At 36.3% G+C, this 18,745-nt stretch carries 23 protein-coding genes and 1 riboswitch; of the genes, 4 read left to right on the forward strand and 19 right to left on the reverse strand.

Annotated elements, in window-relative coordinates; all coding sequences use genetic code 11:
• Positions 1 to 14: 14 nt before the first annotated feature.
• Entirely contained in the window at positions 15 to 1,085 is a 1,071-nt protein-coding gene (locus ACFCT9_RS05740) for a D-alanine--D-alanine ligase (protein WP_412521459.1), read from the reverse strand.
• Positions 1,086 to 1,329: 244 nt separating this feature from the next.
• Here ACFCT9_RS05740 and ACFCT9_RS05745 point away from each other — a divergent pair, with 244 nt between their 5' ends.
• Entirely contained in the window at positions 1,330 to 2,538 is a 1,209-nt protein-coding gene (locus ACFCT9_RS05745) for an FtsW/RodA/SpoVE family cell cycle protein (RefSeq protein WP_412521460.1), read from the forward strand.
• Between the two features lie 59 nt (positions 2,539 to 2,597).
• Here ACFCT9_RS05745 and ACFCT9_RS05750 read toward each other — a convergent pair whose 3' ends face one another.
• The 5 genes from ACFCT9_RS05750 to csoR form a co-directional block, all read right to left on the reverse strand.
• Positions 2,598 to 2,738 (reverse strand): Lmo0850 family protein, encoded by a 141-nt coding sequence (locus tag ACFCT9_RS05750; protein ID WP_023016106.1) that lies wholly within the window; start codon positions 2,736 to 2,738, stop codon positions 2,598 to 2,600.
• A gap of 81 nt (positions 2,739 to 2,819) precedes the next feature.
• Positions 2,820 to 5,012 carry a heavy metal translocating P-type ATPase gene (locus ACFCT9_RS05755; protein WP_412521461.1) on the reverse strand — a complete coding sequence of 731 codons (2,193 nt, stop codon included), beginning with the start codon at positions 5,010 to 5,012 and terminating at the stop codon, positions 2,820 to 2,822.
• Between the two features lie 90 nt (positions 5,013 to 5,102).
• The gene (locus ACFCT9_RS05760) at positions 5,103 to 5,309 is read right to left on the reverse strand and encodes a copper ion binding protein (RefSeq protein WP_412521462.1); all 207 of its coding nucleotides are present in this window, start codon (positions 5,307 to 5,309) and stop codon (positions 5,103 to 5,105) included.
• Between the two features lie 20 nt (positions 5,310 to 5,329).
• Entirely contained in the window at positions 5,330 to 5,536 is a 207-nt protein-coding gene (csoZ, locus tag ACFCT9_RS05765) for a putative copper chaperone CsoZ (RefSeq protein WP_412521463.1), read from the reverse strand.
• Between the two features lie 14 nt (positions 5,537 to 5,550).
• Positions 5,551 to 5,844, reverse strand: coding sequence for a copper-sensing transcriptional repressor CsoR (csoR, locus tag ACFCT9_RS05770; protein ID WP_107605435.1), 294 nt, complete (start codon positions 5,842 to 5,844; stop codon positions 5,551 to 5,553).
• A 158-nt stretch (positions 5,845 to 6,002) separates the two neighbouring features.
• Here csoR and cls point away from each other — a divergent pair, with 158 nt between their 5' ends.
• Both cls and ACFCT9_RS05780 read left to right on the forward strand, forming a co-directional pair.
• Positions 6,003 to 7,484, forward strand: coding sequence for a cardiolipin synthase (cls, locus tag ACFCT9_RS05775; protein WP_412521464.1), 1,482 nt, complete (start codon positions 6,003 to 6,005; stop codon positions 7,482 to 7,484).
• 24 nt (positions 7,485 to 7,508) lie between these two features.
• The gene (locus ACFCT9_RS05780; protein WP_412521465.1) at positions 7,509 to 8,156 is read left to right on the forward strand and encodes an HD domain-containing protein; all 648 of its coding nucleotides are present in this window, start codon (positions 7,509 to 7,511) and stop codon (positions 8,154 to 8,156) included.
• Between the two features lie 56 nt (positions 8,157 to 8,212).
• On the opposite strand, the gene ACFCT9_RS05785 is transcribed toward ACFCT9_RS05780, so the two are convergent.
• From ACFCT9_RS05785 to ACFCT9_RS05825, 9 genes are all read right to left on the reverse strand, one after another.
• A complete protein-coding gene (locus tag ACFCT9_RS05785) occupies positions 8,213 to 8,725 on the reverse strand; it encodes a GNAT family N-acetyltransferase (RefSeq protein WP_412521466.1) in 513 nt (170 codons plus the stop codon).
• A 121-nt stretch (positions 8,726 to 8,846) separates the two neighbouring features.
• Positions 8,847 to 9,716 (reverse strand): membrane protein insertase YidC, encoded by an 870-nt coding sequence (gene yidC / locus ACFCT9_RS05790; RefSeq protein WP_412521467.1) that lies wholly within the window; start codon positions 9,714 to 9,716, stop codon positions 8,847 to 8,849.
• 88 nt (positions 9,717 to 9,804) lie between these two features.
• On the reverse strand, positions 9,805 to 10,443 hold the full coding sequence (thiE, locus tag ACFCT9_RS05795; RefSeq protein ID WP_412521468.1) for a thiamine phosphate synthase: 639 nt from the start codon (positions 10,441 to 10,443) through the stop codon (positions 9,805 to 9,807).
• A gap of 1 nt (position 10,444) precedes the next feature.
• A complete protein-coding gene (gene thiM / locus ACFCT9_RS05800; RefSeq protein ID WP_412521469.1) occupies positions 10,445 to 11,239 on the reverse strand; it encodes a hydroxyethylthiazole kinase in 795 nt (264 codons plus the stop codon).
• The gene (gene thiD / locus ACFCT9_RS05805; RefSeq protein WP_412521470.1) at positions 11,232 to 12,053 is read right to left on the reverse strand and encodes a bifunctional hydroxymethylpyrimidine kinase/phosphomethylpyrimidine kinase; all 822 of its coding nucleotides are present in this window, start codon (positions 12,051 to 12,053) and stop codon (positions 11,232 to 11,234) included. Before thiD ends, thiM begins: the two co-directional genes overlap by 8 nt.
• Complete coding sequence (gene tenA, locus ACFCT9_RS05810) at positions 12,050 to 12,736, reverse strand: thiaminase II (RefSeq protein WP_412521471.1); 687 nt, start codon at positions 12,734 to 12,736, stop codon at positions 12,050 to 12,052. Before tenA ends, thiD begins: the two co-directional genes overlap by 4 nt.
• Before the next feature lie 68 nt (positions 12,737 to 12,804).
• A riboswitch (TPP riboswitch) is annotated at positions 12,805 to 12,901 on the reverse strand.
• Positions 12,902 to 12,999: 98 nt separating this feature from the next.
• The gene (locus ACFCT9_RS05815) at positions 13,000 to 13,761 is read right to left on the reverse strand and encodes a LysM peptidoglycan-binding domain-containing protein (RefSeq protein WP_412521472.1); all 762 of its coding nucleotides are present in this window, start codon (positions 13,759 to 13,761) and stop codon (positions 13,000 to 13,002) included.
• A gap of 210 nt (positions 13,762 to 13,971) precedes the next feature.
• Positions 13,972 to 14,649 carry a transglycosylase family protein gene (locus ACFCT9_RS05820; RefSeq protein WP_412521473.1) on the reverse strand — a complete coding sequence of 226 codons (678 nt, stop codon included), beginning with the start codon at positions 14,647 to 14,649 and terminating at the stop codon, positions 13,972 to 13,974.
• 712 nt (positions 14,650 to 15,361) lie between these two features.
• Complete coding sequence (locus ACFCT9_RS05825) at positions 15,362 to 15,778, reverse strand: single-stranded DNA-binding protein (RefSeq protein ID WP_412521474.1); 417 nt, start codon at positions 15,776 to 15,778, stop codon at positions 15,362 to 15,364.
• 186 nt (positions 15,779 to 15,964) lie between these two features.
• Here ACFCT9_RS05825 and ACFCT9_RS05830 point away from each other — a divergent pair, with 186 nt between their 5' ends.
• Positions 15,965 to 16,408 (forward strand): YwpF family protein, encoded by a 444-nt coding sequence (locus tag ACFCT9_RS05830; RefSeq protein WP_412521475.1) that lies wholly within the window; start codon positions 15,965 to 15,967, stop codon positions 16,406 to 16,408.
• A 65-nt stretch (positions 16,409 to 16,473) separates the two neighbouring features.
• On the opposite strand, the gene fabZ is transcribed toward ACFCT9_RS05830, so the two are convergent.
• The 4 genes from fabZ to ACFCT9_RS05850 all read right to left on the reverse strand — a co-directional run bounded on the left by fabZ (position 16,474) and on the right by ACFCT9_RS05850 (position 18,736).
• On the reverse strand, positions 16,474 to 16,911 hold the full coding sequence (gene fabZ, locus ACFCT9_RS05835) for a 3-hydroxyacyl-ACP dehydratase FabZ (protein WP_412521476.1): 438 nt from the start codon (positions 16,909 to 16,911) through the stop codon (positions 16,474 to 16,476).
• Between the two features lie 4 nt (positions 16,912 to 16,915).
• Entirely contained in the window at positions 16,916 to 17,101 is a 186-nt protein-coding gene (locus ACFCT9_RS05840; RefSeq protein ID WP_412521477.1) for a DNA-directed RNA polymerase subunit beta, read from the reverse strand.
• 20 nt (positions 17,102 to 17,121) lie between these two features.
• Positions 17,122 to 18,393 (reverse strand): UDP-N-acetylglucosamine 1-carboxyvinyltransferase, encoded by a 1,272-nt coding sequence (gene murA, locus ACFCT9_RS05845; RefSeq protein ID WP_412521478.1) that lies wholly within the window; start codon positions 18,391 to 18,393, stop codon positions 17,122 to 17,124.
• 109 nt (positions 18,394 to 18,502) lie between these two features.
• A complete protein-coding gene (locus ACFCT9_RS05850) occupies positions 18,503 to 18,736 on the reverse strand; it encodes a DUF1146 family protein (protein ID WP_412521479.1) in 234 nt (77 codons plus the stop codon).
• Between the last annotated feature and the right edge of the window lie 9 nt (positions 18,737 to 18,745).

Genomic DNA, 18,745 nt, shown 5'->3' on the forward strand with positions numbered 1-18,745 from the left:
GTAAGTACACGACCTTAATCAATTTTGTATTTGTTCTTTTGTTTCTCAACATGTTTTTCTTTCGCTAACTCAATCAATTTAGTAATTAAGTCAGAGTAAGAAACACCCATGTTTTCCCATAGACTAGGATACATACTGAATTTAGTAAATCCAGGCATTGCATTTGTTTCATTAATATAGATTTGATTATCTTCTGTCACAAAGAAGTCTGCACGTAATAAGCCTGCACAGTCTGTTGCTTTAAATGCTTCAACTGCCATATTGCGCAGTGTTGTACGTACGTCATTATCTAAATCTGCTGGGATAGATAAACGGATATTGCCATCTAAGTATTTAGATTTGTAGTCATAGAATGCGACATCTTTAATTACTTCTCCAGGTTCAGTTGTTTCTGGATAGTCATTACCTAATACGGCAACTTCAACTTCTCTCGCCACAACACCTTGTTCAATCACAAGTTTTCTGTCGAATTGGAAAGCTTCTTCAATCCCTGCTTTTAATTCTTCTTCGTTGTTACATTTGCTGATTCCGACACTTGAACCTAAGTTTGCTGGTTTTACAAAGACAGGATATTCTAATTTATCATGCACTAATTTCAAAATATTGCTTTGATATTTATCATATTCACTTCTTAAGAAGCTGACATATGGTAATTGCGGTAAACCTCTATGCGCAAATAATTGTTTCATCACAAGTTTATCCATTGTACTAGAAGCTGCTAATACACCATTGCCGACGTAAGGTAAATCCAACACTTCAAATAATCCTTGAATTGTTCCATCTTCACCATTTGGTCCGTGTAATAATGGAAATACTGCTGAATATGGCTGTCCAGAACTGCTATTTGTAAGCAAGCTGGAAATTTCACCTTCTTTTACATCTTCTAGGCGCAAGGCTTCTGTATCTTCCACACTATCAACGATGTTATCTTTCTTCTTCCAGGCACCGTCATTGGTAATATAGATAATATCTACTTGATATTTATCTTTATCAATAGCATTTAAGACATTTTGCGCAGTCAAAATAGATACATCGTGTTCCGCGCTCTTTCCACCATAAATGATACATATATTTTCTTTAGCCATGTTCTTTCCTCCAAACGCATTGTTAAACTTTATTTTATCACGATTTCCTAATTTATTGCATGTCAAACCTGAGAAAGTGAAGTCATAATTGGTAAAACGTTATATAATAGGAAATAGCTACAGAAGAAAGTTTAAATATGCTATAGTTTTTCATATGGATAACTACACGTAAAATACATCCATCACAGAGCAAACTGTCAACATCATTAAAGTGATGTAAAACATGCATTAAAGGAGACTTATTATGAAAGCGTCACGTCAACAACCTAATAAATCATGGATACGGCGTATTGACTGGGTTCTGATCGGCATTCTAGTCATATTTGCGATTATCAGTGTAATCTTTATTAAATCTGCCATGGGCGGCGGTCAATACAGCGCAAACTTCAGTATTAAACAAATCATTTATTACATACTCGGTTTTATCATTGCCTTCGCAATTATGATTATTTCACCTAAACGTATTATGAAATATACCTACACATTGTACGGCATATTATGTGGTTTATTAATTATCTTATTAGTAATGCCAGAAACACCGATTACACCTATTATTAACGGGGCTAAAAGTTGGTATAGTTTCGGACCTATCAGTATTCAACCTTCTGAGTTTATGAAAATCATCTTGATTTTAATGCTTGCGAAGATTGTCTCACGTCACAATAAATATACATTTAATAAATCATTAGAAACTGACTTTAAGTTATTCTTTAAATTACTCGTCGTCTCAGGTATTCCGATGGCTTTAATCTTCTTGCAGAATGACTTAGGAACAACATTAGTCTGTCTAGCAATCTTAGCAGGCGTGTTAATTGTCAGCGGTATTTCTTGGAAGATTCTTGCACCGATTTTCTTAACGATTTTATCTGTCGGCGCATTCTTCATTTTGTCTATCATTTTCAAACCATCCTTGATTGAAAATGGTTTCGGTATTAAAACGTATCAATTAGGACGTATTGCTTCATGGTTAGATCCTTATGCTTATAGTTCAGGTGATGGTTATCATTTAACAGAATCCTTGAAAGCCATCGGTTCTGGTCAATTATTAGGAAAAGGATTAAACCATGGTGAAGTTTACATTCCTGAAAACCATACAGACTTTATCTTCTCTGTTGTGGGTGAGGAATTCGGATTTATTGGTGCTGTGTTATTAATCATTTTATTTATCGTATTGATGTTCCACTTGGTACGACTCGCAAATAAAAACACAGTCATCTACAACAAAATTTATATTATCGGATTTATGACACTCGTTTTATTCCATGCTGTTCAAAACATGGGCATGACTATTCAATTATTACCTATTACAGGTATTCCGCTTCCATTCATCAGTTATGGCGGTAGTTCTTTATGGAGTTTGATGACAGGTGTTGGCGTAATCTTATCTATCTACTATCACCAACCTGTACCTTATCAACCAGACTTCTTCCGTTCTAAATCATATTCAAATTAAAAAAACAGGTTATCGGTTGAACATTGATTTCAATGTCCAAATCGATAACCTGTTTTTTATTACTTTAATTTTGGTGTCGCTACTGAAGTATTCGGTAACGTATGCATAATCTCTAATCTGGATTTCGTTTTCTTGATATTGACACCGAGCGAAGATAACAATTGAACGACATTACGTAGTTTATCTGTATTATTATTCATTCGTGTTCACCCCATCTTCGTATTACTATGTTATAGTTACTTTTATTCTACCCTAAAAATTTTCATTTTACTACATTATTTTTATATTTTCTTTTGCGGGTTAACTTTTTGTAGTCTTAATGCATTGAGTACGACTGAGACTGAACTGAATGCCATCGCAGCACCAGCTACCCATGGGGCAAGTAAACCGAATGCCGCAATTGGAATACCAATCGTATTGTAACAGAATGCGAAGAATAAGTTTTGCTTAATATTCTTCATCGTACGCTGACTCATATCTAACGCAGCTGCTACTTTTTCAATGTCTCCGCCGACAATCATAATGTCGCCCGCTTCAATCGCAATATCAGAACCTGTACCCATCGCCAAGCCGATATTACTTTTCGCTAATGCCGGAGCATCATTAATACCATCGCCGATCATCATAACGTTTTTACCTTCATCTTGAAGTTTTGTAATTTCTTCAGCTTTATGGTCAGGTTTCACACCCGCAATCACACGATGAATCCCTAACTCTTTCGCTATTGCTTCTGCCGTACCTTGGCTGTCGCCGCTTAACATCACAATGTCATAATTAGGTCTTAAGCGTTCAATTAAGGCTTTCGCACTTGTTTTTGGTTCATCTCTCAAAGCAATTAATCCCGCAAATTGGTGATCAATCGACGCTAAGACAACCGTTGCACCTTGACTTTGAAGTGATTTAATTTCATCTTCTAGCGCACTGTCAAATTGTTTTAAATCAGGTTGAATAAAGCTTTGAGAACCTATTTTAATGAACTGATTATTAATATATCCGCTGATTCCGTTACCTGGATGTGTTTGATACTGATCGACAATCAAGTTTGGCACATCCTGATAATAATCAGTTATTGCTTGAGATAATGGATGTTCCGATTGTATTTCTAAACTTTTAACCAGTGTACCGAATTGTTGGTTTTCAGTATTATCTATCACTTTATACACTGAAGGTTTGCCTTCTGTTAACGTACCGGTCTTATCAAAGACAATGGTCTCTACTTTTTGTGTTTGTTCTAGCGCTTCTGATGATTTGAATAAGACGCCTAATTCTGCTGAACGACCCGAACCTGCCATAATAGAAGTCGGTGTCGCGAGTCCTAAAGCACATGGGCAAGCAATCACAATAACCGCAATAAAGACTTCTAAGCTCGCTTGAAAGTCTAACGGTGTAATGAAACTAAACCAAATAATAAAGACAACCAGCGCAATCCCTAACACTGTCGGCACAAAGATACCAGAAATCTTATCTGCCAAACGTTGAATGTTAGGTTTTTCGCCTTGTGCTTCCTCAACAATTTTGATGATTTGGTTCAACACTAAATCATCACCTGTATGTGTCACTTTCACTTTAATAAAGTTGCCGTGATTTAAAGTTGCACCTATTACTTCATCTCCAATTGTTTTATCAACAGGAATACTTTCCCCTGTCAACATAGATTCATCTAAACTCGTATCACCTTCGATAATTTCTCCATCTAAAGGTACGTATTCACCGCTTTTGATAAGCAAGATATCACCTTGTTGTACTTGATCAACAGGTAATGATACCGCTTCTCCATCTCGTTCTACACGCGCTTCTTTCACTTGAAGTGACAACAATTTATTAATCGCATCACTCGCATGACCTTTCGCTTTCGCTTCAAAATATTTACCAAGCAAGATTAATGTAATTAAAACCGCACTCGTTTCAAAATATAATGGAATATGTGTTTCACCTGCATGAATGACCCACATATAAATGCTGTAGAAATATGCGGCAGAAGTCCCTAATGCGACCAATACATCCATATTGGCACTTTTATTTCTCAACGCACCATAAGCACCTTTATAGAATTGCCAACCTAGAATAAATTGAACGGGTGTGGCTAACACAAATTGGAACCATGGTTCTGTCATCACATGCGGCAATGGCAAGAAATTTAAAAAACTGAAATGCCCTACCATGGTATATAACAATGGCAAGGATAAAATCATCGCAATGATAAATTTCATTTTTTGACGATTCAATTCTTTATTTTTACGTGCTTTCGCTTCATCCGCTGTTTCAAGCGCAATCGGTTCATAACCAAGTTGTTTCACTTTATCAAAGACTTGATCCATATCTACTTGATTTTGATCATATGCGATAGAGGCTTTTTCAGTGACTAAATTCACATTGGCTTGATCAATACCTTCCGTACGGTTCAGTACACGTTCAATGCGAGATGAACACGCAGCACAAGTCATACCTGAGATTTTAAACTCTGCTTTTTCCATACTTCACCCACTCCAATACCCTATAGAGGTATATTTTCATTTAAAAAAGAAGGCTCAGCCATCACATAACTTGAGCCTTAAAATTTATCCTTATTTTACAACGTCATAACCTGCATCATAGATTGCTGATTCAACTTCAGATAAGACCGCGTCTTCTCCGTTGAATGTCACATCGACTGTGTCAGCATCTGGGTTCGCAGTCACTTGATCCACACCGTTGACTTTACCTACTGCATCTTCTACTGCTTTTTTACAATGACTGCAACTCATACCTTCAACTTTTAATTGTTTTTCCATCTATTAACACTCCTTAGTTTTTAATTTAAGATTTGATATCCTTGATCATAAATTTCTTTTTCTAAATTATTTAAACTGATAGGTGTCTGATAACTTACTTTTACTTCTTGCGACTTAACATCAACTTGTACTTCTGATACACCAATCATAGATTGCAGATGTTCTTGCAAGCTTTGTTGTTGCTCATCAGTTTCTAAGCCACCTATTTGAATCACACTTGTCTGCATGTCTGACTCCTTTATTAATCTTTAATTAGTTTTTGGACGGTAACCAATAACTCTTCCATAGCCGCTTCTGCCTGTCCATCTTCAGCTTTATGCAAAATACAGCCTTTCATATGATGATCTAACAATTTCACAGCAACACTATTTAAAGCAGAACGTGTCGCTCTGATTTGCGTTAAAACATCATCACAATAAACATCTTCGTCTATCATACGGTTAATCGCTCTGACTTGTCCTTCAATACGATTCAGTCGTGCTTTAAGGTTAGATTTGATTTGTTCTGAATGATGTGCGCGTTCATTTTGCGTCATGATTGAACCTCCGTCCTATTGGCTTTCTAACTCAAGGATATACCCTATATAGGTATATGTCAACTGTGTTGTAAATAGCATGGCTGTGTTACAATAAGTTCAATATCAGCAAGAAAATATAATTACATCACTGTTGATTAACAACACGGAGGTTTCTTATGTATAGTTTAGAATTAATACCTTTTCAAACCAATTTAGTCGTCAATATTATCCTGATCGGCTTATTCATATTAAACCTCGTCTTTGGTTTCGTTATTGTATTTATGGAGAGAAGATCTGCAGGATCAATATGGGCATGGTTACTTGTACTCATGTTCCTGCCAGTCATTGGATTCATACTCTATTTATTACTTGGACGTCAAATCCAACGAGATCACATCTTTTCATTAGATGAGGAAGACCGGATTGGGTTAGAAGAAATTGTCAACGAACAATTAAAAGCCTTACAAACAGAGGAATTCTCAAAAGGTAATCATGAAATCGTCAAACATAAATCAATGGTTCAAATGCTGCTTTATAATAACTCAGCGTTCTTAACCACTGATAATGAAATGACCATTTTTTCTGATGGCCACGAAAAATTTGATGCGTTGATTAAAGACATTGAAAATGCGACCGATTATATCCATATTCAATACTACATATTTAGAAATGATAAACTGGGGAAACGTATCTTAGATGCTTTAGAGAAAAAGCTGGATGAAGGTTTAGAAGTTAAAATGTTGTATGATGATATGGGTTCTCGGGGCTTAACATTAAAAGCCTTTGATGAATTTAGAAGAAAAGGCGGACAAGTTGAATCTTTCTTCCCTTCTAAATTACCATTAATCAACTTTAGATTGAACAACCGTAACCACCGTAAAATTGTGATTATTGATGGTTATATCGGTTACGTCGGCGGTTTCAATGTTGGTAAAGAGTATTTAGGCTTATCCAAACGTTTCGGCTACTGGCGAGACACACATCTGCGTATTGTCGGTGATGCGGTCAACGCCTTGCAATTGCGTTTTATTTTAGATTGGAACTCGCAAGCTAAACGTGATAATATCACCTATTCTGATCGATACTTCCCTGACATTGATACCGGCAGCTCTATTGGTATTCAAATCGCTTCAAGCGGACCAGATGAAGATTGGGAACAAATCAAATATGGTTATTTAAAAATGATTACTTCAGCGAAAAAATCCATTCAGATTCAATCGCCCTACTTCATCCCTGACCAAGCCTTTATGGATGCTGTGTCTATTGCGGCTTTAGGCGGTGTCGATGTATCGATCATGATTCCAAACAAACCAGACCATCCTTTCGTCTTCTTTGCGACCCTTAAAAATGTTGCTTCACTGCTTGCTTCTGGCGTTAAAGTTTATCATTACGACAATGGTTTCCTCCATTCTAAAATGATGATTATTGATGATGAAGTCGCAAGTGTTGGTACAGCCAATATGGATCATCGCAGTTTCACACTTAATTTTGAAATTAATGCGTTTATTTACGACCGTCAAATCGCAGCACAACTGAGTGAACAATTTAAACAAGATTTAGAACTATCTTCAGAACTCACACAAGAACGTTATAATCAACGCAGTTTATGGGTGAAATTCAAAGAAGCGATTGCTAACTTAATTTCACCGATATTGTAAATCACTAAAGGAGCACATACTGTCATGAATCAATACCAACAATTAAAAGCAGCTGAACATTATATGAAAGACTTCCATCAAGCAGACCATACAGGTCATGACGTGAATCATGTTATGCGTGTCGTTAAAATGGCACTGTTCATTTCAGAACAAGAAGGTTATGGCAATCCATACATTATTCAAATGGCCGCTTTATTACATGATACGATTGATACTAAATTGACTGATGAAAGTACAGCTGAAACACAACTGATTGAATTTTTAAATCGCATCGAAGTGCGCAACAATGATCAAGAAAAAATTATGCATATCATTCAAAACATCAGCTTTCGCCATCAATCTGATAAAGACATTCCACTTTCTCAAGAAGGCTATATTGTCAGAGACGCTGATCGATTAGACGCCATTGGTGCGATAGGAATTGCACGTACATTCCAATTTGCTGGTCACTTTGATGAGCCAATGTGGCAAGGACCTATCCCAGACAATATCAGTGCGGAGGTTGAACTGGACGGTTATGATGCTTCTGCGATTAAACATTTCTATGATAAGTTGTTTAAACTGAAGGATTTAATGCATACTGAGACGGCATCTGAAATTGCGCAAGAACGTCATCGTTTTATGGAATTCTTCGTTGCGCAGTTCTTTAATGAATGGCAATTTACTGAGTAAGCAACAAATAGAAGTGAAGCGGTTGAACACTAAACAAAGTGCGCAACCGCTTCTTTTTATTCAATATTATAAGCTAAGATATAATCTGTTTGTTTGTCATTCCCCATCATAAAGTCATGTTCCGAAATTTTCTTGAAACCTAAATGTTTATAGAAGCCTAAAGCTTGTTCATTCTTTTCCCATACCCCTAGCCATACACATTTCTTCTTATCTTCAACAGCAGTTTTAACTGCGAAATTTAATAACTTCTTGCCATAGCCATAACCATGATAATTCTTCAATACATATAAGCGTTCGATTTCTGTACAATCAGATGAAACAGATTCTGTTTGAGAGTCTCCTTCATTCAACTTTAAATATCCAACAATTTTATCGTTGTCGTATAAGAAGTAGAAATGTGAATGTGGATCTTCTAATTCTCTGCGTAATTTGTCTTGTGTAAACGCGGTATCTAAATAATCTTTGATATTCTCTGGATTGTTCATTTCTCTAAATGTGTCGTCGAAAGTTCTATAGCTGATTTTCTGTAACTCTAAAATGTCAGCAGTGGTTACTGATTTAATTTCCATTGGTTTTCCCCTCCAATTTTAATAAAACACTTTGAGTTACTATTACTATTCCCTAATGTGCAAATCCTAAATAAAAAAATCAGCTGCAATTTGAGTTGCAACTGATTTTATCTAAAGGGTTTTATTTTTTCTTTCTATTTTTCTTACCAAGTACTTGTGCGCCTTTTTGTTTGCCGTCTTTACCTTGTTTCTTTTCATATTCTCTAATCATCGGAGCGACGATTTCTTTCGCTTTCTTAGAGTAATATTGGTTCGCAACATAAGTTTGAATAATCAAGAATGCGGCACTGACTGACCAGTATAAACCTAAAGCTGATGCTGAACTTAATGATACCCAGATAATCATAATTGGTGAAATGATCATCATCATGTAACTCATTTGTTTTTGTTCAGGCGGCATACTGAATGTTGATACGTAAGCTTGTAAGAAGTATAACACACCGGCAATAATTGTAATCCAGATGTCCGGTTTCGATAAGTTGAACCATAAGAAATCAGGATGTTCTACGATGCCACCTGGTGATGGGTATTTTAATACGAAGAATAAGCCCATGATAACCGGCATTTGGATTAACATCGGTAAACATCCAAGCATACTTTGCATTGGATTCATATCGTATTTCTTATATACTTCCATCATTTCTTGGTTCGCTGCCATTTTTTCTTCTTGTGTACGTGCACGTTTAACTTTCTCTTTCACTGCATCCATATCTGGTTTTGCAATGACCATTTTTTCACGCATTAAATGACTGTTCTTATAGTTAGAAAGCATGAATGGCAGAACGATAATACGGATTGCTAAAACTAACACAATAATCGCTAATCCATAATCGTTATTAAAACTAGCGCCTAGCCAATGGATGACGTTATCCATGTTTTTCACAAATGTATTATAGAAAAAACCTGTTCTGTTTTCAGGTTTAGAATAATCACACCCTGCAAGAAAAACCATAACCCCAAGAAGCAAAGGCAATAATGCTTTTTTATTCATTTTTCCACCTCTATTGGTATTATTCACATAGAAATAATTTTATCACATTCTATGAGGTGTAGAAAACAAAAACATAGAATTAACGGCATTATTTAAAATATTGTAAGAAATTGTGAACAGTTTCTTTCACATTTGAACTTTGCGCAATTGCGGAAATTACAGAAACACCCTGTGCATGTGTTTGTGCTAAAGGCGCAACATTATTTAATGCAATACCGCCAATCGCAACAATTGGCATACCGTTGGTTTTCTCATATAAGGTTTCAATCATTTGGGGTCCTACTGGCTCACTAGCATCTGCTTTTGATCCGGTTTTAAATATCGGACCCACGCCAATATAATCGACATCTGTCAAATCTGATTGCGCGAGTTCTGTTTCATTGCCGACACTTAAACCGATAATTTTATCTTTAAAGTGTGTTTTAAATGTCTCGATTTTCGCATCATCTTGACCAACATGAATGCCATCAGCATCTATCGCTTCTGCTAATTCTACGTCATCATTGACAATAAAGGGGACATGGTATTTGCGACATAATTGTTGTAGAGATTGTGCTAATTCTTTTTTAGCTTCACCTGTTTTAGCAGTCGCTCCCTTTTCACGAAACTGATACATGGTAATGCCGCCTTCTAAGGCTTCAGCCAGCACTTCGTGAATCGTCCGATGTTCTGGTATATCTTGTGTACCGCAAATAAAGTACACACTTAAATCTTCTGGTTGAAACACCTTAATTCACCTCTTGTACTTTGCGATTTTCTCGTGCTGCTTCACTATCGATTTTGTATAATGCATCGATAAATTGCACTAAGAAAGTGCCAGGCCCTTTACTCTCGCTTAATTGTTCAGCACGTTCAGCTGCAATATTATAAACTGAGACGGCTTCAATTAAAGTCTCAATCTCTGGTTTTTCATTTCTAAATAAGAATGCACCTACGATGGCACCTAATAAACAACCTGCTCCTGTAATTTGTGTTAAGAAACGTGAACCATTGTTCAATGTCACAGTTTTATTGTTTTGGGCGATGACATCTGTTTCACCCGTCAGTACAATCGCAGTTTGATATTGTTCATGTGCTTGTTTCGCAATCGTTACGACATCTAAACTATCAGCACTATCTGTGCCTTTCATCGTTGTTGTGTCATCAATTAATGTTAGAATTTCAGATGCATTTCCTTTAATCACTGTTGGTTTCACTTGTTTCAAGAATGTTTTGCAGAATTGCTTGCGGTAAGTTGATGCACCTACCGCAACTGGATCAAACACAAGTGGTGTGTTTGTCTTATTGGCAATTTTACCTACCTCTAACATAGCTTGTTCGTTTGCTTTAGTCAGTGTCCCAATATTAATCAACACTGCTCCTGCATGCGGGTAAAAATCTTCTGCTTCTTCAGGAGCCTCACTCATGGCTGGGCTTGCTCCTAAACTTAATAAACCATTTGCTGAAAAGTTTTTGACGACATCATTCGTAAAACAAATCACTAATGGATGTTCAGTTCTAATGCGTTCTAAACCATTACTCATCATCTAACCCAACTTTCTTCATATATGCGAAGTGATTGACTGGACCTCTGCCTTGACCGATTTCAGGTGTATATTTGATACTCAATGCGATAAAGTCTTTCGCTTTTTTCACCGCTTCATAAATTGTTTTTCCTTTCGCAAGTTCAGCCGCAATGACTGCTGAGAAAGTACAACCTGTACCGTGTGTATGTTTCGTGTCATATCGTTCACTTTCAAATACTTCTAAACCATCTTTTGTAAATAGATAGTCTTTAGCGATATTATCATCTTCAATATGACCACCTTTAATAACAACACCTTTACTGCCGATTTCTTCAATGAAAATTTTGCCAGCTTTTTTAATAGCGGCTTCATCTTCTAGTTTAAATCCTACAATTTCTTCTGCTTCAGGCAAGTTCGGTGTTGCCACATCAGCCAATGGTAATAAAATACTTTGTAAGGCATGTTTACCTTTATCATCCATTAAGGAATCACCGCTTTTTGCTAACATAACTGGATCTATTACATATGGAATCTCTGGATATTTTTCTAAATATGTTCGGATTAATTCCATCATCTCTTTTGTCGCAATCATGCCTGTTTTAATCGCTTGCGGCAGCTCATCATCAAAGACACTTTCTAATTGTTCTTCTAGCCAAGATAATTCTAAATTGTGAATATGCTGCACACCTTTGGTATTTTGCGCAACGATACTCGTAATAGCGGCCATGCCATAAACACCACAAGCATGAAATGATTTTAAATCTGCCATGACACCGGCACCGCCTGTTGGATCAGTGCCCGCAATTGTTAAAGCAATTTTTGGTTTATTCATAATGTTTGACCTCCAAATTCCCATTGTTCTTTTGTATAAGCCATATTAAAGAAGTTACGTTCATGTACCGTGCTTTGCAGATAATTATCTCTTACCTCTTGTTTTTCATCATCTGTCATATGTTTTGTTAAATCATTCATTAATTGGTTCAATACGTCTATCAACGCATCCATTTCTGTTTGATAAAATTCAAACCATTGCTTCAAGATAGATGACTGATTCAGAGCTTCATCTTGCATTGCGCGTTTCGCAACTTCAGCATAAACGTATGGACATGGCGCCATTGCCGCAATCGCATATGCCGCATTTTCATGTGCATAAACGTTGTAATACATATGTTTAATATAGTGATCACCGCTTGGCGGCCATACTTTCTGTTGCACAATTTCTTGGTAGGGTTCCCCTACATAGTCTGCCATAATTTCGTGTGCTTCTACTTCACCATTCACGATGAACTGAATTTGATCTACAAGAAAACGAACACTTTCTAAATTTGGCATTTTAGGAATTAATAACGCATAGATATTTGCGAATTCTCTTAAATATGAAGCATCTGCACGTAAATATTGTCTGATTGCTTCTTTATCGATATCGCCTTTTAATAAGGCTTGAATAAAGTTATCTTGATAGATTTGATCAATGATGGGTTGTGCATCTCTTTCTAATGTTTCAGCAAATGTCACTTTGATTCCTCCAATAAAAAAACTGCAGTCCAACCTAGGAGTGCAGTTTCATGATTATTCCATCATCTTATCATTTGTATCTACTTTCCTACGTTGGTCTTAACCAAATCAGGTTTAAAGGGTCTAGTTTCCTATCTCAGCCACATGGCGCCCCTAGCAGTTCTTATTTAGTTGATTACATATTAAACATATCAAAGCCCTTTCATACTTGCAATAAAAAAAGCCGAGACCGAAGTCTCGACTTGAATTTTACCTATTTAAGATTAATAACCCCAAGCACCTAAGCCTTGTACGTTATAAGCGTGTACAGCTGAGTTGATTTGGTCTTGAACTGTAGCTGTTGAACCATGTCCAGGCATTGTTTGGAATAAACCATGTGCACCTGATGCGTTATGTGCATGTAATTGACCATTTGATTCACGTGCAATGATGTTTTCCCATACTGATGCTGATACACCTGTACGAGCTTCCATTTGTGCTGCTGCGTATGAACCAGTAGCTCCTGCAGTATTACCATTTGCTAATCTTACTGAACCTGAACCATATGAAGCGTATGATGGCGCGCTGTATGAAGCTTGTGGTGCATTATAAGATTGTTGAGGTGCTGTATATGATGATTGTGGCGCATTGTCTGATTGCGCTTGGTTGTAATTGCTGTAAGATACTTGTTGCGTATTGTATGCATAGTTGCCGTTTGATTGTGCAGCTGTTTGTGCTGTCGCAACTTTTTTAGGTTCTTTTACTTTTAAGCTTTCATCTACTAAGATTAAGTCAGATTCTTTATCGTTCCATTTTTTTAATTCTTTAACTGTAACGTCGAATTTTTTAGCGATTTTATTTAAAGTGTCACCTTTAACTACAGTGTATTCACCTTTTTCATTAAGATACTTTTCAGCTTCTTTTACTTTCTTCGCATGTTCAGCTTTTGATGATGATTTTGCTTGTACGTCTTGAGTTCCAAATCCTGTTGCTAATACTGCTGCAGCAGCTGTCACCGCTGTTGATGCTACTAGTAATTTCTTCATGTAAAATATGTCCTCCCATAAGGTGTTTGTTTTATATGATTATTTTCTTGTCTTTATAATAGCACCATTCCTAATAACATAGGTTACAACAATATATATTTCTTGTTTCTTTCATTACATCCATATTACAAAAAGGCAGGTTACCTCCTCTATTGGAGATAACCTGCCTTATTTTATCTTTAACGATTTATTTTTAATTAGTTAACTGAATTATGCAGTAACCCAGTGACCTGCACCTGCGCCACCGTTATATAATTTAACAGCTGCTGCGTCTTGTACGCTTTCTGGTGCTGATGCTGGTGATTTACCTACCCATTCAGCTGGTGCTACTGAATCCCAAGTTGATTGTAAGAATTGGAATTTACCTGCTGCGCCTGATGATGGGTTGATAGCGTGGATGTCGCCACCTGATTCACGTTGTGCAATTGCACGTAAGTGATCATTTAAGCCAGCTGATGAACCAGTGCTTGCTGATTGTTGTGGAGCAGCTTGTTGTGCTTGAGGTGCTGCTTGTTGAGCTGGTGCTTGTTGAGTTGTTGCTTGTTGTGCTTGAGGTGCTGCTTGTTCAGCTACAGGAGCTTGTTGAGCTGCTGGTGCTTGTTGAGTTGTAGTTTGAGCTGCTGGTGCGTTACCGCCTGCTTGACCATAGCTCCAGCTCCAATATTGACCGTCTGATTCAAAGTTGAAGTCTAAACCGTTGTATTCAAAGTTAATATTATAAGCGCCTTCTTGTACAGGGCTTTCGTTTAATTGTTCAGGATTGTTTAAAGCTGTTTCTGCTAATTGTGCTTGATCTGCATTTCCTTGTTCAGATGCGTGAGCTTCTGCTCCTACTCCTACTGCGAATAATGCTGCTGTTGCTGATGAAGCTACTAATAATTTTTTCATTTCTAAAAATCCTCCTATAAGGTAATTGTTTTTTTCGTGTGATTAATATCATCAATTTGCAATTACAACTATATCATCTGAAATCAGGGTGTAGGTTACAGTGAAATAAAAAAAACAAGCTTATTTTTACGTGTAAATTACATTAAAATAAAATAGTTAGATATCTTACTTTCACTTCAAATCCTATTAATATCGCTTTTAAACTAAATTTCGACCTTTATCCCATGTAATATTTCTGTAATCTTTCAGATAATTGGCAGGTTATTTTACCCTTTAACATCCTGTAAAATTACTAAAAATAATCGTTTAAAACCCGATTTTCTATCTGTCAAACATAGATTTCATGAAAAAAGACTCTGCATAAAGTTAATTTTATGCAAAGCCTTAGTGAGTATTAGTATATTTAAAGAGTTTTTTATGGATTAAGTTGAAAGTACAAAATTGAAAATGGAGCAATCCAAGCATCTTTTGCAGTAAAAGCTATGCGTTGGACTAAATAGAGTTTAAAAATAGAGTTTGGAATAGATTATAGGAAACTTCCTATAATAGAAAGAAGGATAATTCTAACATCATAATGAATTACTTTTAATTAACGAGAGGACAGCATGATAATTTGAACAGGATAGAGATAGATGCATCATGCTGGTTGTTGCAATTTGATTTTGGGAGATATGCAGTTAAGCATAGTTATTGTCATTGGATGACTTTGTGATTAAGGGTGGATGGCATCAAAAGACGGGCTTCCTTCAAATGCATTCATCAATAAATCTGTTTGTGCATGGTGTGATGGATTTTGGTAATTTGAATTGTCATTCGGGTGTGAGATAAATTTGATTGTTTCTACAACCAGCTCCATACCGAAATGTGTTTGATTCTCTTTTTCATATTTGTAGGAATGCATATAACCAGTAATACCTACAAGTGACCCCTTTTGTGTATAGCTGGCAATATTTCGGGCGATCTTGCCGAAAGCTTTACAATTGATAAAGTCTACAGATTGTTTGTTCTGGCCTTGATAGTTAAAATGACGTTCTGTCGCAACATTAAAGTATACAATGTCTGATTCCTCCTTTACTGTTAATTGAGGCTGTTTCGTCAATCTTCCTACAATCACGATTTTATTAAGCATTTTGTCACCTCCTTGCTTTCTATCATATTCAGATTGATGCATTCCGTCAAAACTCAAATTAAGAGAAATTTTAGAGTTATCGTAGTGAATTTCTGTACAATCTCTCAAATATTTTTCTCTTTTACGCTATACTAGTATCATAAAGAAAAAATTTGCAGAATTTAAAAAAGATTGGAGTGACTTCAATTGAAAACATTTAAAGCAGTCAGATTCCAAATTGTCACTGAACATGGTGGCGTTATAGAATATGAACTCTATGATGGTGTAATCATTAATAAAGAACAAAGCGGCACCGGCTGGTTGTTAGAAATTGTAATCTCCAGTAACCATTACGATATTATGAAAGAATATATGGATAACGAAACCCTATTAGATATTCGTGTTGTTATCACACGTCCATCTAATGATCCGGCGTTATTCGATGCGACAATTAAAAATATAGCATTATATGACAATGAACGTATGTCGATTATATTTGATTGCCATGTTTATACTTTAAGACAAGTTTATGCTGAAAATTTATTAGCGCAACTTGTTGATGAAGGATTAACAGGCGAAGCATTGAAAACATCGTTCAATCGTATGATGCAATCAAAACCACGTTTAAAAGATGAAAAGAAAGAAGACTGAAAAAAGACTGAGGCTCTATTGAAAAGCAATGCTTTTATCAATAGTCTCAGTCTTTTTATATAGGCTTATACGTCTTGGATTGCGAATGTTAATTCACAGCTGCATGCGAGTTGGCCATCAACTGTTGCTTTCGCTGTTCCTTTACCAATCGGTCCACGCATTTTAGTAATTTCTACTTCTAACTGTAATGTATCGCCAGGTACGACTTGTCTTTTGAAACGACATTTATCAATACCTGCGAATAATGCGATTTTACCTTTGTTTTGTTCACTATTTAAAATCGCAACCGCACCTGTTTGTGCTAATGCTTCAGTGATCAATACACCTGGCATCACAGCGTAATCTGGAAAATGACCTTGGAAGAAAGGTTCGTTACCTGATACTTGTTTAATTGCCACACAACGTTGTCCTTCTTCATACTCAACAACTTTATCAATCAATAAGAAAGGTTGACGGTGTGGGATAATGTTTTTAATTTCGTTATAGTCAAAAATTGTTTCCATGTTACTAGCCTCCAAAAATTTGCTTGAAATGATACCAAGTCTGGTATTCAAAGATGTTAAGCGGATTTTGATGATTCAATATAAAACCGATACACATACCAATGAAAAACATCAATAGCATCATGAACATCACGATGAGGATGTGAACACCCATCGGCCATTTAATCACTTTAAAATAAAAGCGTTTCATCATCATAATCTCCTACTTACTTATTTATTTACACGTTCAATATCAGCACCTAAAGCTTTAAGTTTACCGTTAAAGTTTACGTAACCTCTATCTAAGTGTTGTAATTCTGAAACTTCAGTTGTACCTTCAGCCACTAATCCTGCTAAAATCAATGCGGCTGCTGCACGTAAATCTGTCGCTTTCACTTGTGCGCCTTGTAGTTTACTTTTGCCTGTAATTTTCGCATTGCGCCCTTCAACAGTGATCTGAGCATTCATACGTTTGAATTCCGCAACATGCATGAAACGATTTTCAAATACTGTTTCTGTAATGACTTTATGCCCTTCTGCTGTTAGTAATAATGCCATCATTTGTGACTGCATGTCTGTAGGGAATCCTGGATGCGGTAATGTTTTGATATCTACTGGTTTCAATTCGCCTTCGGCAGAAACACGGATACCATTTTCTTCATAAGCTAATTTAACGCCCATTTCTTCTAGTTTATAAAGTAAGCTCGTTAAATGTTCTTTGATTGCACCTTTAACTAATACATCACCTCTTGTGATTGCACCAGCTACAAGTAATGTACCTGCTTCGATACGATCTGGAATAATCGCATGTTCTACACCTTGTAATGCTTCTACGCCATGAATGGTAATCGTATCTGTACCTGCACCTGTCACATTGCCGCCCATTTCATTAATATAGTTTGCTAAATCAACAATTTCTGGTTCACGGGCAACATTTTCAATCACAGATTTACCTTTTGCTAATGATGCTGCCATGATGATATTTTGTGTCGCACCGACACTTGGGAAATCTAAATGAATCTCTGCACCTGTTAAACCATTTGTTGTTTCCGCAAAGACAAAGCCATTTTCTAAATGAATTTTCGCACCCAATGCTTCAAATCCTTTGATATGTTGTTCAATCGGTCTGCTTCCGATAGAACATCCGCCTGGTAATGCTACTTTCGCATGTCCTAAACGTGCAAGTAATGGACCCATTACTAAAATACTCGCACGCATTTTGCTGACATATTCATAAGGTGCTTCTGAATTTAATTGCTTCGTCGCATCTACTGTGACACTGTTATCCTCTTTATGATACTCAATGTCTGCATTTAATGTTGAAAGTACATTATTAATCGTTTCAACATCACTTAACTCAGGCACATTATGTAATGTACTTGTACCTTTCGAAGCTAATAAAGATGCAGTTAAAATTGGCAATACTGCATTTTTTGCTCCCTCTACTTGTACTTCTCCTACTAGGCGATTTCCGCCTTTGATAATCATTCTATCTCTATTCATTACTACTCCTCCACTTTTTAACTCCTGAACATCTTCAACTTAAAAATTTCTCATCACTTCTATTACCTATTATTATATATGGAAAAACATTTGAATTACACTCAAACGATTAGCTGCCAAGATATTTAAGTTGTGTTGAAAATTGCAATAAATCTATAACAAAATTACTAACACCTGTTCCGATTAAAATCGCCACAAAAATCAACAATACTTGTACTTGGACAGGATAACCTTTTTTAAAGAATTGATCTAACCTAATCGCATTCAATGCCCAATATGCGACACAGATACAAAGTACATGCATAATTAAATGTGCAATCGCAAATTGTCCTAAATATTCCATGATCTTTGT

The sequence above is a fragment of the Staphylococcus simulans genome (assembly GCF_047037175.1).
In the GTDB taxonomy this organism is placed as follows: Bacteria; Bacillota; Bacilli; order Staphylococcales; family Staphylococcaceae; genus Staphylococcus; species Staphylococcus simulans_C.